This is a genomic window from Mycobacterium noviomagense (assembly GCF_010731635.1).
GTDB lineage: Bacteria > Actinomycetota > Actinomycetes > Mycobacteriales > Mycobacteriaceae > Mycobacterium > Mycobacterium noviomagense.
Genome location: NZ_AP022583.1, coordinates 2,442,200 through 2,467,045, shown reverse-complemented (window position 1 = coordinate 2,467,045; position 24,846 = coordinate 2,442,200). Strand labels below are relative to the sequence as shown.

Annotated in this window: 26 protein-coding genes; 11 read left to right on the top strand and 15 right to left on the bottom strand. The window is 65.0% G+C overall.

The window, feature by feature from the left end; translation table 11 throughout:
• Positions 1-36 precede the first annotated feature (36 nt).
• Entirely contained in the window at positions 37-1,113 is a 1,077-nt protein-coding gene (locus G6N15_RS11345; protein WP_083090033.1) for a UDP-N-acetylmuramate dehydrogenase, read from the bottom strand.
• A gap of 26 nt (positions 1,114-1,139) precedes the next feature.
• Here G6N15_RS11345 and G6N15_RS11340 point away from each other — a divergent pair, with 26 nt between their 5' ends.
• The 4 genes from G6N15_RS11340 to G6N15_RS11325 all read left to right on the top strand — a co-directional run bounded on the left by G6N15_RS11340 (position 1,140) and on the right by G6N15_RS11325 (position 5,101).
• Entirely contained in the window at positions 1,140-1,652 is a 513-nt protein-coding gene (locus G6N15_RS11340; protein WP_083090032.1) for a DUF2505 domain-containing protein, read from the top strand.
• 362 nt (positions 1,653-2,014) lie between these two features.
• Positions 2,015-2,827: a carbon-nitrogen hydrolase family protein gene (locus G6N15_RS11335; protein WP_083090031.1), complete on the top strand. Its 813-nt coding sequence runs from the start codon at positions 2,015-2,017 to the stop codon at positions 2,825-2,827.
• A complete protein-coding gene (locus G6N15_RS11330; protein WP_083090030.1) occupies positions 2,824-3,933 on the top strand; it encodes an LmeA family phospholipid-binding protein in 1,110 nt (369 codons plus the stop codon). The genes G6N15_RS11335 and G6N15_RS11330 overlap by 4 nt, the downstream gene beginning before the upstream one ends.
• A gap of 43 nt (positions 3,934-3,976) precedes the next feature.
• Complete coding sequence (locus G6N15_RS11325; protein ID WP_170295376.1) at positions 3,977-5,101, top strand: LmeA family phospholipid-binding protein; 1,125 nt, start codon at positions 3,977-3,979, stop codon at positions 5,099-5,101.
• A 5-nt stretch (positions 5,102-5,106) separates the two neighbouring features.
• On the opposite strand, the gene deoC is transcribed toward G6N15_RS11325, so the two are convergent.
• The 6 genes from deoC to G6N15_RS11295 all read right to left on the bottom strand — a co-directional run bounded on the left by deoC (position 5,107) and on the right by G6N15_RS11295 (position 9,082).
• A complete protein-coding gene (gene deoC / locus G6N15_RS11320) occupies positions 5,107-5,778 on the bottom strand; it encodes a deoxyribose-phosphate aldolase (protein ID WP_083087751.1) in 672 nt (223 codons plus the stop codon).
• Positions 5,778-6,182 carry a DUF2599 domain-containing protein gene (locus G6N15_RS11315; RefSeq protein WP_083087752.1) on the bottom strand — a complete coding sequence of 135 codons (405 nt, stop codon included), beginning with the start codon at positions 6,180-6,182 and terminating at the stop codon, positions 5,778-5,780. The genes deoC and G6N15_RS11315 overlap by 1 nt, the downstream gene beginning before the upstream one ends.
• Positions 6,183-6,186: 4 nt before the next feature.
• A complete protein-coding gene (locus G6N15_RS11310) occupies positions 6,187-6,411 on the bottom strand; it encodes a DUF2516 family protein (RefSeq protein WP_232070452.1) in 225 nt (74 codons plus the stop codon).
• Between the two features lie 167 nt (positions 6,412-6,578).
• Positions 6,579-7,199, bottom strand: a complete 621-nt coding sequence (locus G6N15_RS11305) for a heparin-binding hemagglutinin (RefSeq protein ID WP_083087814.1) — start codon at positions 7,197-7,199, stop codon at positions 6,579-6,581.
• 83 nt (positions 7,200-7,282) lie between these two features.
• Complete coding sequence (locus tag G6N15_RS11300; protein ID WP_083087753.1) at positions 7,283-7,690, bottom strand: helix-turn-helix domain-containing protein; 408 nt, start codon at positions 7,688-7,690, stop codon at positions 7,283-7,285.
• A gap of 81 nt (positions 7,691-7,771) precedes the next feature.
• Positions 7,772-9,082 carry a DUF445 domain-containing protein gene (locus G6N15_RS11295; RefSeq protein WP_083087754.1) on the bottom strand — a complete coding sequence of 437 codons (1,311 nt, stop codon included), beginning with the start codon at positions 9,080-9,082 and terminating at the stop codon, positions 7,772-7,774.
• A 200-nt stretch (positions 9,083-9,282) separates the two neighbouring features.
• On the opposite strand from G6N15_RS11295, the gene G6N15_RS11290 reads away from it, so the two are divergent.
• From G6N15_RS11290 to pcaA, 3 genes are all read left to right on the top strand, one after another.
• Complete coding sequence (locus G6N15_RS11290) at positions 9,283-9,996, top strand: TetR/AcrR family transcriptional regulator (protein ID WP_083087755.1); 714 nt, start codon at positions 9,283-9,285, stop codon at positions 9,994-9,996.
• Positions 9,989-10,999 (top strand): prenyltransferase, encoded by a 1,011-nt coding sequence (locus G6N15_RS11285; RefSeq protein WP_083087756.1) that lies wholly within the window; start codon positions 9,989-9,991, stop codon positions 10,997-10,999. The genes G6N15_RS11290 and G6N15_RS11285 overlap by 8 nt, the downstream gene beginning before the upstream one ends.
• 130 nt (positions 11,000-11,129) lie before the next feature.
• Positions 11,130-11,993 (top strand): cyclopropane mycolic acid synthase PcaA, encoded by an 864-nt coding sequence (gene pcaA, locus G6N15_RS11280; RefSeq protein ID WP_083087757.1) that lies wholly within the window; start codon positions 11,130-11,132, stop codon positions 11,991-11,993.
• Positions 11,994-12,039: 46 nt separating this feature from the next.
• On the opposite strand, the gene G6N15_RS11275 is transcribed toward pcaA, so the two are convergent.
• A complete protein-coding gene (locus G6N15_RS11275) occupies positions 12,040-12,942 on the bottom strand; it encodes a cyclopropane mycolic acid synthase family methyltransferase (protein ID WP_372506554.1) in 903 nt (300 codons plus the stop codon).
• Between the two features lie 232 nt (positions 12,943-13,174).
• Entirely contained in the window at positions 13,175-14,425 is a 1,251-nt protein-coding gene (locus G6N15_RS11270; protein WP_083087758.1) for a KasA/KasB family beta-ketoacyl-ACP synthase, read from the bottom strand.
• 171 nt (positions 14,426-14,596) lie between these two features.
• On the opposite strand from G6N15_RS11270, the gene G6N15_RS11265 reads away from it, so the two are divergent.
• Complete coding sequence (locus G6N15_RS11265) at positions 14,597-15,502, top strand: cyclopropane mycolic acid synthase family methyltransferase (protein ID WP_083087759.1); 906 nt, start codon at positions 14,597-14,599, stop codon at positions 15,500-15,502.
• 28 nt (positions 15,503-15,530) lie between these two features.
• Here G6N15_RS11265 and G6N15_RS11260 read toward each other — a convergent pair whose 3' ends face one another.
• The 3 genes from G6N15_RS11260 to G6N15_RS11250 all read right to left on the bottom strand — a co-directional run bounded on the left by G6N15_RS11260 (position 15,531) and on the right by G6N15_RS11250 (position 18,835).
• Positions 15,531-16,394 (bottom strand): 3-hydroxybutyryl-CoA dehydrogenase, encoded by an 864-nt coding sequence (locus G6N15_RS11260; protein ID WP_083087760.1) that lies wholly within the window; start codon positions 16,392-16,394, stop codon positions 15,531-15,533.
• A gap of 79 nt (positions 16,395-16,473) precedes the next feature.
• A complete protein-coding gene (aceA, locus tag G6N15_RS11255; RefSeq protein WP_083087761.1) occupies positions 16,474-17,757 on the bottom strand; it encodes an isocitrate lyase in 1,284 nt (427 codons plus the stop codon).
• Between the two features lie 283 nt (positions 17,758-18,040).
• Positions 18,041-18,835 carry an acyl-[acyl-carrier-protein] thioesterase gene (locus tag G6N15_RS11250; protein WP_083087762.1) on the bottom strand — a complete coding sequence of 265 codons (795 nt, stop codon included), beginning with the start codon at positions 18,833-18,835 and terminating at the stop codon, positions 18,041-18,043.
• A gap of 128 nt (positions 18,836-18,963) precedes the next feature.
• Between G6N15_RS11250 and ramB the strand changes: the two genes are divergently transcribed.
• Both ramB and G6N15_RS11240 read left to right on the top strand, forming a co-directional pair.
• A complete protein-coding gene (gene ramB / locus G6N15_RS11245) occupies positions 18,964-20,379 on the top strand; it encodes an acetate metabolism transcriptional regulator RamB (protein ID WP_083087763.1) in 1,416 nt (471 codons plus the stop codon).
• Positions 20,376-20,921: a carboxymuconolactone decarboxylase family protein gene (locus G6N15_RS11240; protein WP_083087764.1), complete on the top strand. Its 546-nt coding sequence runs from the start codon at positions 20,376-20,378 to the stop codon at positions 20,919-20,921. Before ramB ends, G6N15_RS11240 begins: the two co-directional genes overlap by 4 nt.
• Before the next feature lie 144 nt (positions 20,922-21,065).
• On the opposite strand, the gene G6N15_RS11235 is transcribed toward G6N15_RS11240, so the two are convergent.
• The 3 genes from G6N15_RS11235 to G6N15_RS11225 all read right to left on the bottom strand — a co-directional run bounded on the left by G6N15_RS11235 (position 21,066) and on the right by G6N15_RS11225 (position 23,554).
• Positions 21,066-22,109: a S1C family serine protease gene (locus G6N15_RS11235; protein WP_163748036.1), complete on the bottom strand. Its 1,044-nt coding sequence runs from the start codon at positions 22,107-22,109 to the stop codon at positions 21,066-21,068.
• A 251-nt stretch (positions 22,110-22,360) separates the two neighbouring features.
• Positions 22,361-22,789 (bottom strand): hypothetical protein, encoded by a 429-nt coding sequence (locus G6N15_RS11230; protein ID WP_163748034.1) that lies wholly within the window; start codon positions 22,787-22,789, stop codon positions 22,361-22,363.
• Positions 22,790-23,113: 324 nt separating this feature from the next.
• Positions 23,114-23,554 carry a helix-turn-helix transcriptional regulator gene (locus tag G6N15_RS11225; protein ID WP_139797840.1) on the bottom strand — a complete coding sequence of 147 codons (441 nt, stop codon included), beginning with the start codon at positions 23,552-23,554 and terminating at the stop codon, positions 23,114-23,116.
• Positions 23,555-24,312: 758 nt separating this feature from the next.
• Here G6N15_RS11225 and G6N15_RS11220 point away from each other — a divergent pair.
• On the top strand, positions 24,313-24,753 hold the full coding sequence (locus G6N15_RS11220) for a hypothetical protein (protein ID WP_083087767.1): 441 nt from the start codon (positions 24,313-24,315) through the stop codon (positions 24,751-24,753).
• Positions 24,754-24,846: the final 93 nt, after the last annotated feature.

Sequence of the window (24,846 nt, the reverse complement as noted above, 5' to 3'; positions counted from 1 at the left end):
GATACCGGGGATAAGGGCCGGTTCCGGTCAGCCGCGCTACAGAACGCAGCCGACCAGCACCGGTTCTGGCGTGAGTGTGATGCCAAACACATCGCGGACACCGTCGCGCACGGTGCGGGCGAGCGCCACCACGTCGGCGGCGGTGGCGTGACCGCGGTTGGTCAAAGCAAGCGCATGCTTGGTCGACAGCCGGCAGGGGGCGCCATCTTCAGCGGGGTAGCCTTTGCTGAATCCGGCTTGCTCTACCAGCCAGCCGGCGGCCAGCTTGATCCCGCCCGGCGCCGGCCAGTGCGGCACCGGCCGATCGGCTTCGTTGGCCAGCCTTTGGTAAACATCTTGCGCGACAACGGGATTGGTGAAAAACGATCCCACACTCCAGGTGTCATGGTCGGCGGCGTCGAGCACCATGCCTTTGCGTCTGCGCAAGTTCAGCACCGCTTGGCGAACCGCTGTCGGGTCGGCTCGGTCGCCGATGGCTACGCCCAGCACTGTGGTCAACTCGCTGTAGCGCAGCGGCGCGCTGCGGCCTGCGGCGTCCAGCGCGAATTCGACCTCCAAGGCGACCGCCGCCTCCGAATGCTTGAGCACGCTGGTGCGGTAGCCGAAGCGCAAGTCTCGCCCCGGCACCCAACGCACCTCGCCGCTGCGCCGGTCCAGCAGCTGAACCCGGGTGATGGTGTCGGCCACTTCCGCGCCGTACGCGCCGACGTTCTGCACCGGGGTGGCGCCGGCCGAGCCGGGGATACCGGACAGGCACTCCAGCCCGCCCAGCCCGTGCTGTATGGACGCCACGACGACGTCGTCCCACACCGCGCCGGCCTCAGCGAGCAGGGTGTTGCCGTCGATGCTGATGCGGTTATTGGCCAGCCGCACGACGGTCAGGTCGGTCAGGTGGTCGGCGATGACCACATTGGAGCCCCCGGCCAATACCAGCAGCGGCTCAACACGTTCGGCGTCCAACTGCCGCAGCACCGCGACCACCTGCTCGGTGCTGGTGCAGGTGATGACGCGACGCGCGACCGGGCCGATCCGCAGCGTGGTCAGCGGCGCCAAGGCGACCGCCTCGGCGACGTGAGCACCGGCGAACCGCGAACCGACACCGCCCCGTTTCATGGGCCTTGACGGTAGCCTGACCTGCTATGCCGCGTTCATTCGACATGTCCGCCGATTACGGCGGCACCGTCGAACAGGTTCATCAGGCGTTCAGTGACGAGAACTATTGGCTGGCCCGACTGGCCGATTCCGGTGCCGATGACGCCACCCTGGACTCGATGCAGGTGGGCGATGACGGCAGCATCGACGTGATCACTACCCAGGTTTTGCGCAGCGACCGGCTGCCGGGGCTGGTCACCCAGTTTCACCGCGGCGATCTGTGTATCCGGCGGGAGGAGACGTGGGGCCCGGTCACCGGCGGCAGCGCGCACGCGACCGTCACCGGGTCAATCCTCGACGCGCCGGTTGGGCTGACTGGTACGGCAGTGCTGGCGCCGCTGCCCGAAACCGGCGGGGCGCGGTTGACCTTTCGGGCCACCGTCGAGGTGCGCATCCCGCTGGTCGGCGGCAAGATCGAAAATTTCATCGGCAGCCAACTGGTCGAGTTGCTGATCGCCGAGCAGCGATTCACCACGATGTGGATCAGTGAGAACGCCTGACGGTTGCGCTGTGGTGCATACGGCCCTCGCCGACGGGGCGACCCGCTGCGCCCGGCTCCGCCGCGCTTGCGATCGCCCAACACCAACCGGGGCGACCCGCTGCGCCCGGCTCCGCCGCGCTTGCGATCGCCCAACACCAACCGGGGCGACCCGCTGCGCCCGGCTCCGCCGCGCTTGCGATCGCCCAACACCAACCGGGGCGACCCGCTGCGCCCGGCTCCGCCGCGCTTGCGATCGCCCAACACCAACCGGGGCGACCCGCTGCGCCCGGCTCCGCCGCGCTTGCGATCGCCCAACACCAACCGGGGCGACCCGCTGCGCCCGGCTCCGCCGCGCTTGCGATCGCCCCTAGGCTGGCAATCATGCGGATTGCCTTGGCGCAGATCCTCAGCGGCACCGATCCGGCAGCCAACCTGCAGCTTGTGCGCGAGTACAGCAGCCGGGCCGCCGACGCCGGCGCGACCTTGGTGGTGTTTCCAGAAGCGACCATGTGCCGCTTCGGCGTCCCGTTGGGCCCGATCGCCGAGCCGGTCGACGGACCGTGGGCCGACGGGGTGCGCCGGATCGCAGCAGATGCCGGCATCACGGTGATCGCCGGGATGTTCACTCCCGCCGGCGACGGGCGCGTCACCAACACGCTGATCGCGGCGGGACCGGCCACCGACGCCGTCTACCACAAGATCCACCTGTACGACGCTTTCGGCTTCACCGAGTCACGCACCGTCGCCCCGGGCCGCGAGCCGGTGGTGATCACCGTCGACGGCGTCGGCGTGGGATTGACCACCTGCTACGACATGCGGTTTCCTCAGCTCTACATCGAGTTGGCCAGCCGCGGTGCCCAACTGATCACGGTCAGCGCGTCATGGGGCTCAGGTCCGGGGAAGCTGGAGCAGTGGACGCTGCTGGCCCGGGCCCGCGCACTGGACTCGACCAGTTACGTCGCCGCAGCGGGGCAGGCCGACTCGGGCTCGACCGACTCCAAGGCCCCGCTGGGTGTGGGCGGCAGCCTGGTGGCATCGCCATTCGGCGAGGTCGTAGCGGCCGCGGGCCCGCAGCCGCAGCTGGTGCTCGCCGACGTCGATCTCGACACCGTTGCCGCGGCCCGCGACACGATCGCCGTGCTGCGAAATCGGGCCGCCATCCCCCACCTCGATAAGGCAGAATCGCGCGGGTGACAAATCCGCAAGGGCCGCCACACGAGGACCCGTCGGAGTGGGCCCGCCCAGCAAGCGAGAGTCCGGCTGAGGAACCCGCGGCACCGTCCGAGGCGCCAACCGGGCAAATGCATCCCGGTGAGCATCAGCCTCCAGGCGATCGCACGGAGCCGGTCCCGGGACAGTCCGAGCCACCTCCGAGCGGGCCGACGCAGCCGACCCAGCCGACACAGGACTACCCGGCAGCGCCTCCCGGCCAGCCGACGTACCCGCAGGACTACCCGGCTGCACCCCCGCCCGGCCAGGCGCCGTACCCACAGGATTACCCGGCTGGCCCGCCGCCTGGTCAGCCGCCGTCGGAGGGCACGTCAGCACCCGTGAAAACCAAGCGCCGCTTCCTGCGCGACCCGCTGTCGATCGTTCTGGCTGTCGTAATCGTGGTGGCGCTGCTGATCGCCGGCGTTATCGGAGCCGAGTTGTATGCACGCCACCGCGCCGACAGCGTGGTCGCCGCGGCCACTCAATGCGTCGTCCAGGACAAGGTGAGCGTGTCGTTCGGCCCCACCCCGTTCCTGCTGCAGCATCTGACCGGCAATTACCGCGATATCTCGATAAAGACGGCGGGCAACCAAATCCGCAGCGCCAAGGGCATGAAGGCCGATATTCACATCGACAAGGTCGATCTGAACGGCAACGCCAATTCCAAGGGCACCATCAGCGCACTCGACGCCAACGTCACCTGGTCGTCAGAAGGCATCAAGCAAACGGTGCAAGACGCTGTCCCGTTCCTGGGTGGCCTGGTCAATACCGTGACCACCAACCCGGCTGACGGCACGGTCGAGCTCAGGGGTGCACTGGGTCTGGGCAGTGTCACCGTCAAGCCGCAGGTCGCGAATAACGGGTTGTCGCTGCAGGTGGTCAAGGTGACGGCGCTGGGTACCACCGTGCCGCACGAGACCGCGCAGGCAGCGCTGGACACCTTCGCGTCCAGCCTGACCAACGACTATCCGCTCGGTGTTCACGCCGACAGCGTGCAGGTCACCAACGACAGTGTGGCAGCGCACTTTTCGACGCGCAACGCATCGATTCCACCCGGCGAATCGGACCCCTGCTTCGCCAAGCTGTAGACCTCATAGACTTCGCTCAGTTCAATAAGGCACAATCGCGCTGGTGACGAATCCGCAAGGGCCTTCCGGCGGCGACCCCTCGGAATGGGCGCGCCCGACCACCCCTGGTCCGCAACCCCCGCCTCCGCCGTCGCAGTCGCCAACCCAGCGGATTCCATATCCCGGCCGCCCCCAGGAGCCGCGCCGTCCGCAGGAGCCGCGCCGCCCGGCCGGCCCTCCGCCGCGTCAACCCGGACCGCCGCCGTCGTCCCGGCCACAGCAGCCCGGACCGCCCCCGCCTCCGCCGCAGCAGCAGCCTGGCCGCCCGCCTACCCAGCAGCCGCGCCAGCCCGGTCCCGGGCCAGAGGGGTCCGACCAGGCCACAACGCGGCTGTCCATGCAACCCGAGTCGAAAGACAAGCCCGTGAAAACCCACCGCGGCTTCTTCCGCAACCCCACGGCCATCATGCTCACCCTGGTCACCGTGCTGGCGTTGGTCCTGGCCGGGCTCATCGGCGCCGAGCTCTACACTCGGCACGCCGCCGACAGCAAGGTGACCAACGCGGTGCAGTGCGAGGTGCAGGACTCCGCGAACGTGTCGTTCGCCGCGGCACCGCCGGTGCTGTGGCAGTACATCACCGGGCACTACACCCGCATCTCCGTACAGACGGCGGGCAATCAGGTGCGCAGCGCCAAGGGCATGAAGATCAGCCTTGACATCCGCGATGTGCGGCTGGCGAACTCCGGGACCTCCAAGGGCACGATCGGGTCGATCAACGGCACCATCACCTGGTCGTCGGACGGGATCAAGGACTCCATTCAGGACGCCATCCCGGTGATCGGCAGCCTGGTCACCAGCAAGGTCACCACCAACACCAGCGACGGCACCGTCCAATTGAAGGGCTTGCTGGACAGCGCCACCGTCAAGCCGCAGATCGCCAACAACGGGCTGTCGCTGCAGGTGGTCGAATTGAAGGCGCTCGGCTCGAAGATGTCGACCGATACGGTGCAGAAGAACCTCGACGACCTGACCTCGAAAGCGACCCAGAACTATCCGTTAGGCATCCACGCCGACAGCGTGAAGGTCACCGATTCCGGTGTGCAGGCGACGTTTTCAAGCCAAAACGCCACCATCCCGGCGTCGTCGTCGCAGCCGCAGACCGGTCAAGACTGCTTCGGCAGCCTCTGACACCTTCAGCGCAGTCCGTCGAGCACCGCGCGGGTGCCCGACAACCCCAGCCGGGTGGCGCCCGCCTCCAACATGGCCAGCGCGTCAGTAGCGGTGCGGATGCCGCCGCTGGCCTTGATCCCGAGCCGCCCGCCGACGGCGTCGGCCATCAGCGCCACGGCGTGCACCGACGCGCCGCCCGCGGGATGGAACCCGGTGGAGGTCTTGACTAAATCGGCGCCGGCTTCCGCGGCGGCGCGGCACACCTGCACTAACGTGTCGGCGTCGCGCAGCCTCAGTAGCGCTGCGGACTCCACGATCACCTTGAGCACGGCAGCCGGCACCGCCGCGCGCACCGCAGCGACGTCGGAGCGAACCGCGGCAAAATCACCGGCCAGTGCGGCGCCGATGTCGATGACCATGTCGACCTCGCTGGCGCCGGCAGCCACCGCCAACTCCGCTTCCTGCGCCTTGACTGCGGACAGGTGCTTGCCCGACGGAAAACCGGCCACCGCGGCGACCCGCACACCGGCGCCGATCGCGATCGGCACCATTGACGGCGAAACACACACCGCATACGCGCCGAGCTCGGCGGCTTCGGCGGCGACGGCAGCCACGTCGGCCGCAGTCGCCTCGGGTTTGAGCAGGGTGTGGTCGACCAGGCCGGCCAGTTCCTTGCGGGTGAGCGGAGCCCGCACTACAGCGGCTCTTCGGGGCCGCCGGGATTGCAGCCGGACGCGAGCATCGTGGTGTCGTCGACCACTGGCCGCCACGGCTCGAGGTTCCAGCTGACCTTGCCGGGCTGCGCCAGCTCGGCCAACTGCCAGTGGCAGACGAACTGCGCGTGCATGCTGGCGCTGTTGGCGTCGGGGGCCAGCGCAAGCACCTCGCTCCAGGCCTCATCGGGGTCGGCCTCCCGGATCGCCGCTGCGCGGCCCGACGGCGTCGGGTAGACCCGCAGGCTGGACAGGTTGCCCCAGTGCACCCATTCGGTGTGGTCCACGAACGGCGGCGTCACCCCTGTGCTGGAATCGGCCGATGCCGAGGCAGCGCCCAGCAGCGCCACGCCTGTCGCCGCGGCGACGGCGATCACGGCTCGCATGCCGCTAGTGCGATTTACCTTGAATTTCAAGCAATTTCGGCCGGACATCAACCAGGTAGACCCCCGACGCGCAGGCCGCGATCGCCATACCCAGGACGCCCAGCAGCCATGCGAGCGGCATGGCAGCGCCCAGGATCAGCAGCCAGACCGGCTTGGTCAGCTTCTCCGCGGCGGTGTAGGCGTCGGGACGCTGCATTGCCGCATGCACAAACGCGTACAGCGTCGTCATCAGTACGCCGATCAGCAGGATGACCAGGACGGTATGCACAAGGCTCACGCCGTAAGCCTATGCGGGTTGTGTCACAGACGTCGACTCCGAGCCGCCTCGGCGAGGCGACCCGGAGTCGAGTGTGTTGTTGACCCGCCGCTGCCACAGCGGGCAGCGGCCGAAGCGAATTACTTCTGGGTGACCTTCTTGGCCGGCGCCTTCTTGGCCGGCGCCTTCTTGGCCGCGGTCTTCTTGGCCGGAGTCTTCTTTGCCGGCGTGCTTTTGGCGGGCGTCTTCTTGGCCGCCTGCTGCTTCTTGGGCAGCTCGATACCAACCAGCTTGGCGGCGCGCTCACCGACCGCGCGGGTCTGCGACGCGACCGTGCCCAGCGCCTCCTGGGTCAACTCCACCGCCTGGTCGACATAGCCCTCGGCGCGCGCCGACGCCTCATCGAAGCGACCTTGGCTGCGCAGCCGCTCGAGAGCGAGCTCGCCGCGCTCGACCAGCTCGTTGTACCGGCTGGTCGCGGCCTCGAGGTAGCCTTCGGCGGCCGAGCGCAGCTCATCCGCGGTAAACCGCCCACGCAGCTCGCGCAGCTGCTCGCGCAGTTGCTCGGGCAGCTCCTCGCGCCGCTTGGCCAGACGGGCGCGGCGCTCCTCGACCCGGCTGCGGGTGTCGGTGCGGGTCCCTTCGGCGCGTTCGCGCAATTCAGCGAGCAAGTCGTTGACCGTGGCCAAAGCCAGGTCGGCGGCGCCCAATGCCGCGAGTAACGGCGCCCTCAGATCGTCAGCGGTCGGGTTCTCGGCCATGTTGTTTCCTTTCATGGGTCGTTCGGAGGATCGTTTCACGGAACGGTTTTCCTAGATGCGGTTAATTACCGCCTGATCGGGAGTTAGGCAGGCGCAGGCTCCTCACGTGCGGCTTCGTTTTGCTGGGCTTCGTTCTGCTGGACGAACGACGTGTAGATGTCGAGCAGGACCTGCTTTTGCCGCTCGGTGATCGCCGTGTCGGTGATGATGGCGTCTCGCACCTCGCTGGTCTCACTGGGCTCGAGAATCCCAGCCCGTACGTAGAGAACCTCGGCGGAGACCCGCAGTGCCTTGGCGATCTGGTTCAGCACATCCGCGGACGGTTTGCGCAACCCGCGCTCGATCTGGGACAGATACGGGTTGCTGACACCGGCCTTCTCGGCCAGTTGCCGCACCGATACTTGCGCCGCCTCACGCTGCGCCCTGATGAAACTGCCGATGTCGGCCGCGGCGGTGGACACCACTGCGGCAAGCTTCTCCTCCTGCGGCATTGGTGAACTCCCTTAGTCGGTCGGTGCGACGACACCACCGTACGGCCTAGTGCTAACTATTGCAAGCACTGTTAGCACTGCTCAGAAAAGGAGTTGGGCGACCGTGTAGATCAACAGCCCGGCCAACGCACCCACCACCGTGCCGTTGATCCGGATGAACTGCAAGTCGCGGCCGACGTGCAGCTCGATGCGTCGGCTGGCTTCCTCGGCGTCCCAGCGTTCGATGGTGTCGGTGATGATCGTGGTGATCTCCACCCCGTACTGCGAGACCAGGTGTTGTGCGGCCCGCACGATCCAGTTGTCGACCTTGTCGCGCAGGTCGGCGTCGTCGCGCAGCGATTCACCGATGCGGATGACGGTGTCGGTGATGCGGCTCCGCAGTGCGCTGGATGGGTCGTCGACACCCTCGAGCACCAGCCTTTTCAGCGTCTTCCACGCCGTCGCCGCGGCATTGGTGATCTCGTCGCGGGCCATCAGCTGTTCCTTGACGGCCTCGGCGCGGGCAATGGTGGCCGGATCGTGCTGCAGGTCCTCGGCGAAGTCGAACAAAAACCGGGTCGCCGAGCGGCGCAGTTCGTGATTGGGGTCGCGGCGCACTTTGTCGGTGAAGTCCATCAGCTCGCGGTGGATGCGGTCGCCGACCAGATGGTCGATGAACCGCGGCGACCAGCTCGGGGAGTCGCGCTCGACCACCCGCTGGATGACTTCGCCGGCGTTCAGTGACCAGTGGAAGGCCCGGTCGGCCAGCAACTGGATCAACGCTTCCTGGCGGTTTTCGGCCAACAAGGTGGCCAGCACCCGGCCCACCGGCGGACCCCACTGGGGTTCGGCGATGCGCTTGATGATCATGCGGTCGATGACGTGCTGGACGTCGTCGTCGCGCAGCAGCTCCACCAGTACCCGCAGCACGGTCGCCGTCTCGGCGGCCACCCGCTGCGCGTGGTCGGCTTGGGAGAGCCACTTGCCGAGCCGGCTGGGAATTTGAGCGTCCCGCAACTTCGATTCGACGACCGGCGGGGACAGGAAATTCTCCCGCACAAAAGTCCCGAGGCCCTCGCCGAGCTGGTCTTTTTTGCGTTTGATGATCGCGGTGTGCGGGATCGGAATGCCGAGTGGATGCTTGAACAGCGCGGTGACGGCGAACCAGTCGGCCATCGCGCCGACCATGCCGGCCTCGGCGGCCGCGCGAACGTAGCCGATCCAGGCGGCGGCCGAACCGCCGGCCTGCGCCCACCGGCAGCCCAGAAACACCACGCTGGCGCCGACCAGGAAACTCAGCGCCACGACCTTCATCCGGCGTAGCGCGCGGCGCCGCTGCGCGTCGGCCTCGCCATCGGCTCCGACGAACGATTCGGCGAACGAAACACCGGCCCGGCGTGCCGGGCTTGTCATCGGCTGCGCATGGGCCGCCGCTAGCTCTGGCCGATACGGTTCGGGGGCCACCAGACCATCATCCGCTATCCGGCCGCGGTGATTCCTAGTCGCGTCGTCGCCAAGGCGCCGGTTACTGTAACCGCCCCTTGGCCACATGAAGGAAACCCGTCGTAGAAACCCGTAGTATCGAGGCGTCTAGTGAATGGGAATCGGCGATAGTGGCGCAACATGCTCCGGCGGGGACCGTCAAAACTGATGGTCGAAAACGGCGCTGGCACCGGCACAAGGTGGAGCGCCGCAACGAGCTGATCGACGGCACCATTACCGCGATTCGCCGCCACGGCCGCTTCCTGAGCATGGACGAGATCGCCGCCGAGATCGGGGTCTCCAAGACCGTGCTGTACCGCTACTTCGTCGACAAGAACGATCTGACGAGTGCGGTGCTGATGCGCTTCGCGCAGACAACGCTGATCCCCAACATGGCCGCAGCGCTGTCGGCGAACATGGACGGCTTCGATTTGACCCGCGAGATCATCCGGGTCTACGTCGAAACGGTCTCCGCCGAGCCGGAACCCTATCGGTTCGTGATGGCGAACAGTTCGCCCAGCAAGAACAAGGTGATCGCCGACTCCGAGCGAATCATCGCCCGCATGCTCTCGGTGATGCTGCGCCGCCGTATGCAAGAGGTGGGGATGGACACCGGCGGGGTCGGACCGTGGGCCTACATGATCGTCGGCGGCGTGCAGCTGGCCACCCACTCCTGGATCTCGGATCCGCGGATGAGCAAAGAGGAATTGATCGACTACCTCACCATGCTCAGTTGGAGCGCGCTCTGCGGGATTGTGGAGGCCGGCGGGTCTCTGGAGAAGTTCAACGCCCAACCGCACCCCGCGCCGATCGTGCCGCCGCGGCGTGAGAACCTCGATGCCTGAGCTGACGGCCCGTTCGCGACTGAAGTCGTGGGCCTACGCGCTGCGCACCACCAACCCGCCCCCGGACGGACCGGTTGACACGATCACCCGCTGGATCGTCGTCACCCGGGCGGCGGTGCTGCCCATGACCGTGGTTGCCGGTCTGGTCGCTGCGTTGCTGGCCGTCGGCAAGCCCGGGTTGGACTGGCGCTGGCTGGTACTGGCCATCGTGGGAATCACGTTGGCGCACATAGCCAACAACCTGATGAACGACCTTTACGACACCCAGGTCGGCACCGACAGCGAGAGCTACCCGCGGGCGCTCTACGCGCCGCACCCGGTGCTCTCGGGGCTGGTCAGCCGCCGGACCCTGCTGCTGGCGATCGCTGTCGTCAACCTGGCGGACCTGGTGATCCTGGTGGTGCTGAGCTTGGCCCGCGGCTGGCCGGTACTTGCGTTCGCGCTGAGCGGGTTCATGCTGAGCGTCGCGTACACCGCGCCGCCGCTGCGGCTCAAGAAGCGCGGGCTGGGCGAGCCGGACGTCTTCGTCGTCTGGGGGCCGTTGATGGTGTGCGGCACGTACTACTCGGCGGTGGGCACGGTCGGCTGGAACGTGCTGCTGGCTTCGCTGCCTTACGGGCTGCTGTGCACGACGGTGTTGATGGGCAAGCACATCGACAAAATCCCGTACGATCGGCCGCTCGGGATCCATACGCTGCCGGTCGTGCTCGGCGCAGCGCGCGCACGCGTTGTGACGCTGGCCATGATGGTCGGTTTCTATGTGCTGGTCGCGGTGGCGGTGGCGGTCCGCGCAATGCCGTGGCCGGCGTTGACCGTTGTTCTGGCGCTGCCACGAATGCTGAAGGTCTGGCCGTATTTTCGCCAGCCGCCACCTGACCAGCCGCCCGCGAACTACCCCGTCTGGCCGCTGTGGTACGCCGCGCTGGCCTGGGTGCACGTCCGCCTGGCGGGCGCCTTATTGGTGCTTGGCCTGGCCGTGGGCGCTATGCTGAGCGCGGTCTAATGACCGCTACGGGATTGTTGCCTTCACACCCGGGCCGTGTCGGCGACGAGAGGCGACCCGCAATTTATCTAGCATGCAACGAAGGCATCGAGCCGTCATGACGCTGTCGGCAGAAAGGCTCCCACCGCTCATGTCCGTGCCGCTGACCCCGTTCTTCGAGGACGTGCAGGCTCACTACGACCTATCCGACGATTTCTTTCGCCTGTTCCTCGACCGCACGCAGACGTACAGCTGTGCGTACTTCGAGCGTGACGACATGACGCTGGAGGAGGCCCAGCTCGCCAAGATCGATCTGGCGCTGGGCAAGTTGCGTTTAGAGCCCGGGATGACGCTGCTCGACATCGGCTGCGGCTGGGGCGCCACCATGCGACGGGCCATCGAGAAATACGACGTCCACGTCCTCGGGCTGACGTTGTCGGAGAACCAGGCCGCCCACGTGCAGGCGATGTTCGATGAGATGGATACCCCGCGCTCCCGCCGGGTGTTGGTGGATGGGTGGGAGAAGTTCCACGATCCCGTCGACCGGATCGTGTCGATCGGTGCGTTCGAGCATTTCGGCCACCCGCGCTACCCCCGCTTCTTCCGGATGGCCTACGACGCATTGCCGGCAGACGGCGTGATGCTGCTGCACACCATTACCCGGCCCCCGTTGTCCGAGGCCAGAAAGATGGGCTTGGGGCTGACCCGCGAAATCGTCGAGTTCGCCAAGTTCATCCTCGAGGAGATTTTCCCCGGCGGATGGCTGCCATCGATCCCGATCGTCGAGGAGCACGCCCGCAAGGCCGGCTTCACCGTCACCCGGATCCAGTCGCTGCAGCCGCACTATGCGCGGACCCTGGACATGTGGGCGGCTGCGCTGGAGGCCAATAGGGACCAAGCGATTGCTCTGCAATCCCAAGAGGTCTACGACCGCTATATGAAGTACCTGACCGGCTGCGCGCAACTGTTCCACGACGGGTACACCGACGTCGACCAGTTCACGCTGGAGAAGTAGTCCGGACCCAAAGACATCAGCGCCAATCGCCGGGCGTATCAGTGGGTCAGCGGACGGCTTGGTCCGGGCCCTTGACGAGGGTGAACTGCCCGACCTCCGTGATGCCGCGGCGGAAATTGTCAGCGCATCCGGTCAAATAGCGCATGTATCGCTCGTAGACCTCTTCGGACTGGATGGCAATGGCTTCGGTCTTGTGGGCTTTCAGATTCTCAGCCCACATATCCAGGGTCCGTACGTAATGCGGATTCATCAGCTGGGTTTCCTCGGTTGAAAAGCCGGCCTTCTGGGAGTATTCGACGACGTCTTCCGCCGCTGGCACTGCGCCGCCCGGAAATATCTCTCGCGCAATGAACTGCCAAAACCGCAGGTCGGCCATCGTAATTTTGATGCCCTTCGGACCCCAGTAGCTGGGCGGGTGAGTAAATATCGTCTCCAACACCATTCGGCCGTCGTCGGGCATAACCCGGTAGGCCGTCTCGAAGAATGGTGCCCAGCGGGCTTTTCCGAACGCCTCGAACGCCTCGATGCTGACGATCCTGTCCACCGGCTCGTCGAACTGCTCCCAACCTTGCAGCAGGACCCGCCTGCTGCGCGGGCTGTCCATTTGGTCGAACATCCGCGCCACGTGGGCCCGCTGGTTTTTGGACAGCGTCAAACCAATGACGTTGACGTCGTATTTTTCGATCGCCCGTCGCATCGTCGAGCCCCAGCCGCAACCGATGTCCAGCAACGTCATTCCGGGCTCGAGGCCCAGCTTGTCCAGCGCCAGGTCGATTTTGGCGATCTGCGCCTCCTCCAGCGTCATGTCGTCACGCTCGAAGTAGGCGCAGCTGTACGTCTGAGTCGGGTCCTGGAATAGCCGGAAGAACTCGTCCGACAGGTCGTAATGCGCCTGCACGTCCTCGAACGGCGGGGTCAAAGTCTGCGTGTCACTGGATGTCTTGGTCACTGTTCGTCCTGTGGGCACTGGTGATCCGGTCACAATTCAGACGTCGCCCCGGATTCCCCCCGAGTTGACGCCTGTGCAACTAAGAATACGACCTGAGTGTGCCACGACAACACCGCAGTCCGGGAATGCCGCGCCATGCGATTTCAGCGAAGCCGAGAAACGAGGGTTGTCGCTGGTCTGGTCGCGTGTTGTCGTCCGCCCGCGGCAGGAAAGTTCGCCACCGACAGGGGTGTCAGTACTGCCCGAAGACCAAGGCGACGTTGAAGCCGCCGAAGCTGAACGAATTGTTGATCGCGTATCTGTAGTCGCCGAGGCGCGGCTCCCCGGTGACCACGTCCAGGTCGATCTCCGGGTCGAGATTGCGCAGGTTCAGCGTCGGCGGGATAACACCGTCGCGCAGTGCCAGCACGGTCAGAATCGACTCCACGGCGCCTACAGCGCCGATCGAATGGCCGAGCGCCGCTTTCGGTGCGTAGACCGCTGGACGGTGGGCCCCCAACGCGTTGTTGATCGCCTTCGCTTCGGCAAGATCGCCAATCACGGTGCCGGTGGCATGCGCATTGACGTGGTCGATGTCGGCGGCCGTCAGCCCGGCAAGTTCAATGGCTCGCGTCATCGCTTGCCCGGCCCGTTCACCACGGGGATCGGGCGCCACGATGTGGTAGCCGTCGGACGTGATGCCGGCGCCCATCAGGCGCCCAAGAATGTTGGCGCCGCGGGCTTTCGCGTGGTCCTCGGTCTCTACCACCATCATCGCGCCGGCCTCGCCGAACACGAACCCGTCGCGGTCTTTGTCGAACGGGCGACACGCACCTTCTGGATCGTCGTTGTTCGTCGACAGCAACTCCATGCGAGCGAACGCCGCGATGGGGATGGCCTCGATTCTGGTCTCGATGCCGCCGCAGATCGCGATGTCGGCCTCGCCGAGCACGATCTGCCGCCAAGCTTGAGCGATGGCCTCGGCGCCGGAGGCGTCGGCCGACACCGGGGTGAGGATCCCGGCCCGGGCCTTGTGTTCCAGCCCCACCCAAGCGGCCCCCGAGTTGGGCATCATCATCAGCACGCCCAACGGGTTGACGGCCTTCATACCGCGTGCGCGGATGTCGTCGTAGCCGAAGACCATCTCCTCGGTCGAACCCATCCCGGTGCCGATGGCCACCATCAACCGGTTCGGGTCGACCTCCGGTGAACCCGCATTCGCCCAGACCCGCCGGCCAAGGACCGTGGATATCTTCTGCAGAAACAACATTCGGCGCAGCTCGATACGGGTCAACTCTTGGTCGAAATCCTCCAGCAGGTGCCCGCCGATGCGCACCGGCGCGTCGAATTGCTCGACAAACGGGTCGTTAAGCTTGCGGATTCCGCTCTGCCCGTCGAGCAGCTTTTTCCAGGTGCTGTCAGCATCGGTCGCCAGCGCGGTCGTCATCGCGACGCCGGTGACCACTATGTTGGGGAAACCATTTCCTGTCGAGAGCGCCGCCATAGCGTTGCTGCTTCCTTTCCTCGACGGCCCATCCCAGTTACCCAATTACCCACGAGGAGTACGGATCAAGCCTAAACCGACGGCATTGTGCCGGGGCGCAACGACAGCAGGACATATGACCCGGCGTTGGTGATTGCAGGCATCCGACGTGGGCGTATATCGTCGGCGCCTATGGGGACTGAATCGCCGCGAACCGCCGAACTGAAGCCGAACGTCGATCACATCCAGTCGCACTATGACCGGTCGAATGAGTTCTTCAAGCTCTGGCTGGATCCGTCTATGACGTATAGCTGTGCCTATTTCGAGCGCGACGACATGACGCTCGAAGAGGCGCAGATGGCAAAGATCGATCTGGCGCTGGGAAAGCTGCGCTTACAGCCGGGCATGACGCTGCTCGACATCGGCTGCGGCTGGGGCTCGACCATGCGTCGCGCGATCGAGAAATACGACGTCAACGTGATCGGGCTGACGCTGTCGGAGAACCAGCTGGCGCACAACAAGCAGAAGTTCGCCGAAATGGAGAGTCCGCGCCGAAAAGAGGTGCGGCTGCAGGGCTGGGAGGAGTTTAACGAGCCGGTGGACCGCATTGTGTCCCTCGGGGCCTTCGAGCACTTCGCCGACGGTGTCGGCACCTATGAGCGCTACGCGGACTTTTTCAAAATGTGCTACAACGTGCTGCCCGACGACGGGGTGATGCTCCTGCACACGATTGTGTTGCCCTCCGCCGAGGAAGAAAAGCAGCTCGGGCTCAAGCGGACGATGTCGCTGATGCGGTTCATCAGCTTCATCCGCAAAGAGATCTACCCCGGCGGCCGGTTGCCGATGATCGAGGTTGTCGACAAATATGCGACCGAGGCCGGTTTCACCATCAGCCGCCACCACCGGATCGGGAAGAACTACGTCCGAACGCTGGACACCTGGGCCAAGGGGCTGGAAGCGAACAAAGACAAGGCCATCGAGCTCAAGGGCGAGCAGACGTACGAGACCTTCATCAAGTACCTGACGGGCTGCCGGGAGCTGTTCCGCGAGGGCTACACCGACGTCTGCCAGTTCACCATGGAGAAGAAAGCCGCTTAAGCCTCGTCGCTTTAGGCGGCAACGGGACTCAGTACGAGTAGAAGCCCTGACCGGATTTCTTGCCGAGCAGACCGGCCTCGACCATGCGCACCAGCAACGGCGGTGACGCGTACTGCTGCTCCTTGAATTCCTCGAACATCTTGTCCGCAATCAGTTTTAACGTGTCCAGGCCAACCAAGTCCGAGAGCCGCAGCGGGCCCATCGGGTGCGAGAGCCCAGCGACCACCGCCTTGTCGACGTCTTCTGCTGTGGCGAACCGGTTTTCGACCATCCGGATCGCCGACAACAAAAACGGCACCAGCAATGCGTTCACTACGAAGCCCGACCGGTCGGAGCAGCGCACCACCTGCTTGCCCAGCACGGTGCTGGCAAATTCCTCAGTGCGCTCAGCGGCTTGGTCGTCGGTGACCAGGGTGCAGACCAGCTCCACCAACGGCAGCACCGGGACCGGGTTGAAGAAATGCAGGCCCAACACTCGCTGAGGGTTCTTGGTGGCGGCGGCCAGTTTCATGATCGGGATGCTGGAGGTGTTCGACGCCAGCACCGCGGCGGGATCGGTGATGACCCGGTCCAATTCGGCGAAAATCTCGGCTTTGACGACCTCGTCCTCGATGACGGCTTCGATCACCAGTTGGCGGTCGGCCAGCTCTTTCAGATCCGTGGTGAAGGTCAGCTTCTCGATCGCGCCGTCACGCTCGCGCTCGGTGATCTTGCCCGCGCTGACACCACGCTCCAGCGATTTCACGATGCGGCTGCGGCCGGCAGTGACCAGCGCGTCGGTGGTCTCGAAGACCAGCACGTCGACACCTGCGCGTGACGATACTTCGGCGATGCCGGCCCCCATTTGGCCGGCGCCAATGACACCTACTCGTTCGATTGACACGTCACTCATTCTCGACTATCCCGCGCGAACAGACGCAAAGGCCCCACATTTCGGCACGAAATGGGAGCCTTTGCGTCTGGTCGGCGACTTAGAACTGGTGTTCCTCGGTCGAGCCGGTCAGCGCGGTCGTCGACGAGCTGGGGTCGACGGTGGTGGCGATGCGGTCGAAGTAACCGGCACCCACCTCGCGCTGGTGCTTGGTCGCGGTGTAACCGCGCTCCTCGGCGGCGAACTCGCGCTCCTGCAACTCGACGTAGGCGCTCATCTGGTTGCGGGCGTAGCCGTAGGCCAGGTCGAACATCGAGTAGTTCAGCGCGTGGAAGCCGGCCAGCGTGATGAATTGGAACTTGAAGCCCATCGCGGCCAGCTCCTTCTGGAACTTCGCGATGGTCGAGTCGTCGAGGTGCTTCTTCCAGTTGAACGACGGCGAGCAGTTGTAGGCCAGCATCTGGTCCGGGTACTCGGCCTTGACCGCCTCGGCGAACTGCTTGGCGACCTCCAGGTCAGGAGTGCCGGTCTCCATCCAGATCAGATCAGCGAACGGCGCGTAGGCCTTGGCCCGCGCGATGCAGGGCTCGATACCATTCCTGGTGCGGTAGAAGCCTTCTCGCGTGCGTTCGCCGGTGATGAACGGGCGGTCGCGCTCGTCGACGTCGGAGGTGATCAAGGTGGCCGCCTCGGCGTCGGTGCGCGCAATGATCACGGTGGGCACGTCGCACACGTCCGCAGCCAGCCGCGCCGACGTCAACGTCCGGATGTGCTGCTGGGTCGGGATCAGCACCTTGCCGCCCAAGTGGCCGCACTTCTTCTCCGACGCCAACTGGTCCTCCCAGTGGGTGCCCGCCGCACCGGCGGCGATCATCGCCTTTTGCAGCTCGTAGACGTTCAGCGCACCGCCGAAGCCGGCCTCGGCGTCGGCGACGATGGGCGCCAGCCAGTTCTCCACCGACTTGTCACCCTCGACCTTGGCGATCTGGTCGGCACGCTGCAGCGCGTTGTTGATGCGACGCACCACCTGCGGCACCGAGTTGGCCGGGTACAGGCTCTGGTCGGGGTAGGTCTGCGCGGCGAGGTTGGCATCACCGGCCACCTGCCAGCCGGAGAGGTAGATGGCCTTCAGGCCAGCCCGCACCTGCTGCACGGCCTGGTTGCCGGTCAAGGCGCCCAGCGCGTTGACCCACTCGAGGTCGTGCAGCTGGTTCCACAGCACCTCGGCGCCGCGGCGGGCGAGCGTGTGCTCCTCGACGACGCTGCCCTGCAAAGCCACCACATCGGCCGCGGTGTAGCTGCGGGTGACGTCCTTCCAACGCGGATTGGTGTCCCAGTCGTGCTGGATCTGCTCCGCGCTCTTGGGCGTGCCAACGGTAGACATCAGTCAGGTGCTCCTTCTTCTGTTTTGATCAGCTGGCGGGCCCCGGCGTTCCCAGGATTGTTAACTCGCCAGCAAGCTCCTCAGCTTGTTAAGCCGACGATGGCACAGCTTAGCTCCGCAGGTCCACCGCTTGCAGTTGCCAACTTTGGCCACAACTCGGTCACTTTTTGCAAATCCTGCGAAGGCTGCTGATAACTGAACCGGTTCAGTAGCTACCGGCCAGTAACCCTAAACTGCAGGTCAACCCATTTGTTGGTAGGTCGACGCGGAGCCTGCCGAGTGGCTACAGCGGGAAGATCGACGCGACGGCTTTGACCTCGTCGCCGACGGCATACGTGAGCGTTGTAACAGTTCGATCGGTCAGTCCGGGACCGAATCGGTCGGTCCAACCGGGCGGGTGCACATGGGAGATGATCTCCAGCTTGTCACCCAAAGCGACGGGGGCATTGTGTTCGATGGTCACCCGCAGCGGCGCCTCGAGCAGCTCGGGGTGGCCGGACAGGTAGTCCTCGATCACGCTCCAGTACACCGCGTTGTTCATGTGGTCGAACAGGTCGATGTCGGTGAAGCGCACCGGATACTCGTGAATCTCCAGCGCGTCGTCGCGGCTTCCCGCGGTCAGATAGGCCTTCCACCGCAGCCGCTCGATGTCGGTCGTGCGGCGCAGGCCGGCCAGGAAGTCGTCGGCGATCCGCGCCGGGCCCTGAGTCTCCCGGTTGATATTGATCCAGAAGGCCTCGGACTCCATCAACCCGCCCTTGCGCCCATCTATGCGGACCCGCATTTCGCACCACCGGTTCGACGTGCCCGAGCACCAGCGCCGCAGCCGCAGCATGTCCTGGAACATAATCGGTCGGATCAGGTCGATCATGGTGCGGCGCACGATCCACAGCGGGTGGGTCTCCTCAAAACCCAACTCGCGCAGGTGATCTTGGCCGATGTCCTGGATGTGGCGGGTGGCCGCATCGAAGCGCAGTCGCCCCTCGCGGTCGATGTCGGCGACCCGCAGCGGCCATTCCCGTTCGAAGACGTCGGGATGGCCGTCCGGCACCGGCATCATCACTTTGTCGAGGCTCAACGCTGTACTCCCCTGTTACTTCCCCGCACGTTCCTGCGAATCATGCCAAACGAGCTAGCTGCGGAGCCAATCGACGCGGGCATGCCAAGCCTGCGAATCTATCCTTCGCAACCGGGTACGCTGGCCGGGTGACCAAGACGTTCGTCGGCTCACGGGTCCGTCAGCTGCGCAACGAGCGCGGGTTCAGCCAGGCCGCGCTGGCGCAGATGCTGGACATCTCGCCGAGCTACCTCAACCAGATCGAGCACGACGTGCGGCCGCTGACCGTGGCGGTGCTGCTGCGGATCACCGAGGTATTCGGGGTGGACGCGACGTTCTTCGCCTCTCAGGACGACACCCGGCTGGTCGCCGAGCTGCGTGAGGTGACGATGGACCGCGACCTGGATGTCGACGTCGACATGACCGAAGTCGCCGAAATGGTCAGCGCCCACCCGAAGCTGGCCCGCGCCATGGTCAACCTGCACCGGCGCTACCGGATCACCACCGCGCAACTCGCGGCTGCCACCGAGGAGCGCTACTTCGACGGCAGCGGCAGCGGGTCGATCACCATGCCGCACGAAGAGGTGCGCGACTACTTCTACCAACGCCAGAACTATTTGCATGAGCTCGACACCGCCGCCGAGGATCTGACTATCCGGATGCGCATGCACCGCGGCGACCTGGGCCGGGAGCTGGCTCGCCGGCTCACCGATGTGCACGGCGTGCACATCAACAAGCGCATCGATCTCGGCGACACCGTGTTGCACCGTTTCGACCCCGAAACCAAAACCCTGGAAATCAGCACGCACTTGTCGCCGGGCCAGCAGGTGTTCAAGATGGCCGCCGAGCTGGCGTATTTGGAATTCGGTGACCTGATCGACGCCATGGTCGAGGAAGGCAAGTTCACGTCCGAAGAATCGCGCAAGCTGGCCCGGCTGGGGCTGGCCAACTACTTCGCGGCTGCGGCGGTGTTGCCCTATCGGCAGTTCCACGACGTCACCGAGAACTTCCGCTATGACATCGAACGGCTCTCGGCGTTCTACGGTGTCAGCTACGAGACCATCTGCCACCGGCTTTCGACTTTGCAGCGGCCGTCGATGCGGGGGGTGCCGTTCTCGTTCGTCCGCGTCGACCGGGCCGGGAACATGTCAAAACGTCAGTCCGCCACGGGTTTTCACTTCTCCTCCAGCGGCGGCACCTGCCCGCTGTGGAACGTCTACGAGACTTTCGCCAACCCGGGCAAGATCCTGGTCCAGATCGCCCAGATGCCCGACGGCCGCAACTACATGTGGGTGGCACGCACCGTGGAGCGACGGGCCTCACGGTATGGTCAGCCCGGCAAGACGTTCGCGATCGGTCTGGGCTGCGAGCTTCGCCACGCCCACCGGCTCGTCTACTCGGAAGGACTGGACTTGTCGGGAGACAACGCGACGCCGATCGGCGCGGGCTGCCGGGTGTGCGAACGCGACAACTGTCCGCAGCGGGCTTTCCCGGCACTGGGCCGCGCACTGGATCTCGACGAGCACCGCAGCACGGTGTCTCCCTACCTGGTGACACCGGCGTGACGGCGCAAGTGGGCCGCATCCCGTCGGGCGGTTTGCGCGACCTCGGGCTAATCAACTGGGTGCTAGCGAAATTCGGTGCGCGCACCGTCAGCGCTCCAGAAATGCACCTGTTCACCACGCTGGGTCAGCACAAGCGGCTGTTTTGGCTGTGGCTGCCGTATTCGGGTGCCCTGCTGCGGGGCCGGCTGCCGGCCGTCGACACCGAGCTGGTGATCCTGCGCGTCGGGCATCTGCGGTCCTGCGAATACGAGCTGCAGCATCACCGCCGGATGGCCCGCCGCCGCGGGCTGGATGAACAGACGCAAGCGGCGATCTTCAACTGGCCGGCGCCGTCCGAGCGGCTCACCGCCCGGCAGCAGGCGCTGCTGAAGGCCACCGACGAGTTCATCACCAACCGCTCGATCAGCGACGACGTATGGCAGCAGTTGTCCGACCACCTCGATCGGCGTCAACTCATCGAATTCTGCATGCTCGCAGGGCAATACGATGGTTTAGCTGCCACCATGTCGGCCCTCAATATCCCGCTGGACCATTCTCAGTAAAGCGTCATCGCCCTGGATCGTGTCACGCGTTGTGGCTCGGTTCACTCGCCAAAATCGTTCGGGGACAAGCATCGTCTGGATGTTGTAGTGCCGCATCTGCGATGGGTAGCGCCCCAACGCCTCACCGCACTGGCGAAAGAACCTCTAAGCAGCTATTTCCAGGCTTTCTGGGCTCGGTAGTTGACTACCCTGATCGGTGCGAAGGGTGATCTGCACCGTTTTGGTGCTGCCGCTCGGGTCAAGGACGGTCAGCGTGATCCCGGCGCCGGGTGCCTTGGAATGCACCGCGGCCGCAAGCGCACCAGCGTTGGCGATCGGTTGGTCGTCGAGTTTGGTGACCACGAACCCAGCCGCCAGTCTCGCCCCTGCCGCGGCACCGTTGCTGTTCACCGCGGTGATCTTGGCGCCGTCGGCATTCGAAATGTTGGTGATGTCTGAGTTGCTGGTCGCACGCAAACCGAGGAAACCGTGCGTTGCGTGGCCTGTGGCTATCAGCTCGTCGGCAACGCGCCTCGCCTGATCGACCGGAATGGCAAAGGAGAGACCATACGCACCCTCATTCCCGGACGAGTTGACTCCGATGAGCTCGCCGCTCAGATTGACCAGGGCGCCACCAGAATTCCCATGACTTGTTGCCGCATCGATTTGGATCGCCTGGTACAGCGACCCCTCTTCGAAGATCGGACGGTGCAGAGCACTGATGATGCCCTCGCTGACCGTGCTTTGGAAACCTTGTGGTGACCCGATGGCTACCACTTGTTGGCCTACGTCAAGGTTGGCCGACGAGCCGAATGAGATCGGGGTGAGCCCAGAAACGCCGTGAATTCGGACCACGGCGATGTCGAGGATCGGGTCGCTGCCGACGACAGTGAATTGAGCTTTACGGCCGTCGTTGAGGGTCACGAGATTTTCTCGTTGACCGGCAGCGCCCACCACCTCGGGATTAGTCAGGACATGGTTATTGGTCAGGATCAGCCCGTCGGAATTCACGATGATGCCCGAGCCTTGTTCGGACCTGACGTCGAAGCCCCGGGTCGTGTCCTGATGGACTACCGTCATCTGCAGCATTACCACGCTCGGCAGCACTTTGGCGGCGACTTGCTCGACAGACATCGCCCGGTGGGCGCGAATTGGTATGAAGTTCTCTGCGGTCACAACAATGGCTCCACCGACGACCGCAGACAGCACTGCCATCGCCGCGATAGTGATGATTTCTGGCAGCCGCGACTTCCGGGTTCGGGATGGTCGCCCGTCAAGGCTCAGCGTCTTGTCTGGCGACGGCTCTGCCGGACGGTCGGCGTTCGGAGTCGCGGATTCTATTGATGGTTCCTGGTCTGCGTTCTCGTCAGGCCCGAGGTGATCTTTCGACTGCCGTTCGGCGAATCCACGAATAATAGCGAAGAAGGAACGGCCTCTTCGTCTAACGCGACCAGCCCATCTCATGCGGGACCCCGTGCGGGTGGTGGCGCACCGGGGTGGGGTTCGTTCAGCGGCGGGCGCGGCGGAGAAGACCCCTTTGGTCCGCCGGACTGCGGGGTATGGACCGTCCCGGTAAATGTGCCGTTGATATATGTATTGCAGTCCGTGCTGCCGTCGGAAAAATGCCAGCAGCAGTACTCTATACCGTTGCCGGCATCGACATAATCGCCGCCGTTCTGGTTGCAGCTGTCTTCGACCGCCGTGGCGTTGGCGGTCGGTGCGGTGAGCGTCCCGCCGAGGGCAATGGTCCCCACCGCAAGGACGGTGGCGGGAAGCAGCCACAGACGCGCCGCGACGCCCCCGGCAGTCAGTGATGTGTTCATGCACATATCGAAGCGCCGTCTCATGGTGTCTGCTTGTTGCTGGATTAACGCAGCTTGCTGCGCCACGTCTTGACACTGGCTCCGGCCGCCCGCACCGCATCCAGTGCCTCCCCTGGTTTTTGGGTGGGCCACGTAAAAATCGTCGACCGCCCGGGGTCGTTGGCGCATGAGGCATCTGCCTCATCTACCCCAACGATCGTGACCACTCAATGCGTGGGCCCCGGTAGACGAAGCATTCCGAACGCTGCTGAACGGACCTCCTTCGGCACAACGACTTCCGGATAGGCTGAGGTCGAATTCGTTGCCGCCAGCCGTAGTTGCCTGTCCCGGAAGCAGAATTTTCCGTAGTGTGCGAGATTTGGCCTTTCCACCGCACACGCGCACCGGCCGCTATGCGTTGCGGTTCGCGCTGGACCGTCCCTGAGATTCTGCGGCCATGGCGTCAGCTAGCTCGGCGCGGGAACCGATGCCCAGTGTCTGGTACACGCGGCGCAGGTGGCACTCGGCGGTCTCTGGGCTGAGAAACCGTGCGGCGGCGGTATCCCTCGTTGTCTTGGTGGCGCCGAGCATCTGCGCGGTGCGTAGCTCATGTGCGGTCAGTGCGGTCAGGTAGCCGGTCGGCCCCGGCTGTATGTGCTCGACGGTCGCGTCGAGTTCGTGCGCAGCGGTGTCGGCCCACCGCCGGGCGCCGAGTCTTTCGAATACGGTGCGGACCTGGCGCAATTGCTGCCGAGCCGCTATCCGGCTGCGTCGGCGGCGCACCACGGCGCCACGCGAGCCGGGAGCGAGCGCCTCGGTTACCCGGATTCGGCGCCGCTGCCATCGGTGCAACGGTCAAGAGTTGCAGAAACCACGCACAGAAACCGAAATTGCAGCTCTCACCTAACTGAGGCAAATGCCTCATGCGCGCACAGACGCATCCGGTACAACATCGGCATTACAGCAACGGCCGAAGGCCCCGTCACGACCGGTGCACGGCGGCAATCCCGGGCGCTTTCGATCGCAATAGCGCGAAAGTGGCTGAGCGTACGCGCCCGCGGCACCTGAAACCACACAAACTCACCGGCCCACCACCGGGCCGCTGGTGGAAGGAAACGCAGATGTCACCCCCGCCCCGTGGTGAATCCGCCGCGGCGATCTTCTTGGGCCCTCCTTCGGTCGGGATCCTTGGACAGCGAAATCGTGTCCACAAGCGAACTCTTTGACCCGAGCAAAGCGCATATCGGTGCTGCGCGCCACCCGCCGCGGAAAGAAACATCGGCGATCCCCGACTGGCGCCCGCAGTCATCGCTACGCGCGCGCATTGCGCAGCACCAAAGACCGTGTCCTTCACTGGCAATTGTCCGCGGCCCTCGGGTGTTGCGTGTTTCTGGGGCTGCAGGCGCCTGCCCTCGGGATCAATTGGTGGTGGGCCCTGGTGAGCGGACTCGCTGCAACACTTGCTTACTTCATTTTCTATTCGCTGTTGGGGCGGCGGTTGGCCTACTCGCGCGCAGCGCGAGCAGAGAAATTGGCTCGACAAGTCTCACAACAGGTTCGGCCGACGACAACTGAACGATCTCACCCGACCTACATCAAAGGAATCCACCATGACCGCGCCACATGCACCGATCAACGCCGCCAACTACAATCGCCTCTTACTGCTGACAGCGCTCGCCGTCACTGCCGTCGGCAATCTCTGCCTCGGAGCCGGGAGCGCACATGCCGACGAAGTTCGACCAGGGCTCACGTGCGACGACAGCTTCGGAGTTTTCACGTGCAATAACACCACTGACGCCGACTACACAGTTCTGCAGACAAGAGACTGCGCCGGCGGCAGCTGGACGACAACCGATTACACCACCACCTACGACTCGAAGGGTCACTCGTCATCGACACCCCACACCGTTGTGCACAGCGCCGAACCCCATCAGTCCTTCGCCACGGTTTTTGTGCCGGCACACAACAGCGGCTCGGGAATCAACGGCTGCGATTACGAAACCAGCCATATTGCGTATTCCATCCAAACCGCGCCGCCACCAGCGCCATAGCACGAAATCCCGGAGTTCGCTTCCACCAAGCCATGGCCAAGTCTGGACTGGGCAGACTCGGGACAGAGGGATGCCCCAACAACACCGCCAACC

Bases quoted from the DNA above. Each gene is read 5' to 3' on its own strand.
- G6N15_RS11345 (WP_083090033.1), bottom strand. From the start codon at position 1,113: ATGAAACGGGGCGGTGTCGGTTCGCGGTTCGCCGGTGCTCACGTCGCC.
- G6N15_RS11340 (WP_083090032.1), top strand. From the start codon at position 1,140: ATGCCGCGTTCATTCGACATGTCCGCCGATTACGGCGGCACCGTCGAA.
- G6N15_RS11335 (WP_083090031.1), top strand. From the start codon at position 2,015: ATGCGGATTGCCTTGGCGCAGATCCTCAGCGGCACCGATCCGGCAGCC.
- G6N15_RS11315 (WP_083087752.1), bottom strand. From the start codon at position 6,182: ATGCGAGCCGTGATCGCCGTCGCCGCGGCGACAGGCGTGGCGCTGCTG.
- G6N15_RS11310 (WP_232070452.1), bottom strand. From the start codon at position 6,411: ATGACGACGCTGTACGCGTTTGTGCATGCGGCAATGCAGCGTCCCGAC.
- G6N15_RS11305 (WP_083087814.1), bottom strand. From the start codon at position 7,199: ATGGCCGAGAACCCGACCGCTGACGATCTGAGGGCGCCGTTACTCGCG.
- G6N15_RS11300 (WP_083087753.1), bottom strand. From the start codon at position 7,690: ATGCCGCAGGAGGAGAAGCTTGCCGCAGTGGTGTCCACCGCCGCGGCC.
- G6N15_RS11295 (WP_083087754.1), bottom strand. From the start codon at position 9,082: ATGACAAGCCCGGCACGCCGGGCCGGTGTTTCGTTCGCCGAATCGTTC.
- G6N15_RS11285 (WP_083087756.1), top strand. From the start codon at position 9,989: ATGCCTGAGCTGACGGCCCGTTCGCGACTGAAGTCGTGGGCCTACGCG.
- pcaA (WP_083087757.1), top strand. From the start codon at position 11,130: ATGTCCGTGCCGCTGACCCCGTTCTTCGAGGACGTGCAGGCTCACTAC.
- G6N15_RS11270 (WP_083087758.1), bottom strand. From the start codon at position 14,425: ATGGCGGCGCTCTCGACAGGAAATGGTTTCCCCAACATAGTGGTCACC.
- G6N15_RS11265 (WP_083087759.1), top strand. From the start codon at position 14,597: ATGGGGACTGAATCGCCGCGAACCGCCGAACTGAAGCCGAACGTCGAT.
- G6N15_RS11260 (WP_083087760.1), bottom strand. From the start codon at position 16,394: ATGAGTGACGTGTCAATCGAACGAGTAGGTGTCATTGGCGCCGGCCAA.
- aceA (WP_083087761.1), bottom strand. From the start codon at position 17,757: ATGTCTACCGTTGGCACGCCCAAGAGCGCGGAGCAGATCCAGCACGAC.
- G6N15_RS11220 (WP_083087767.1), top strand. From the start codon at position 24,313: ATGACCGCGCCACATGCACCGATCAACGCCGCCAACTACAATCGCCTC.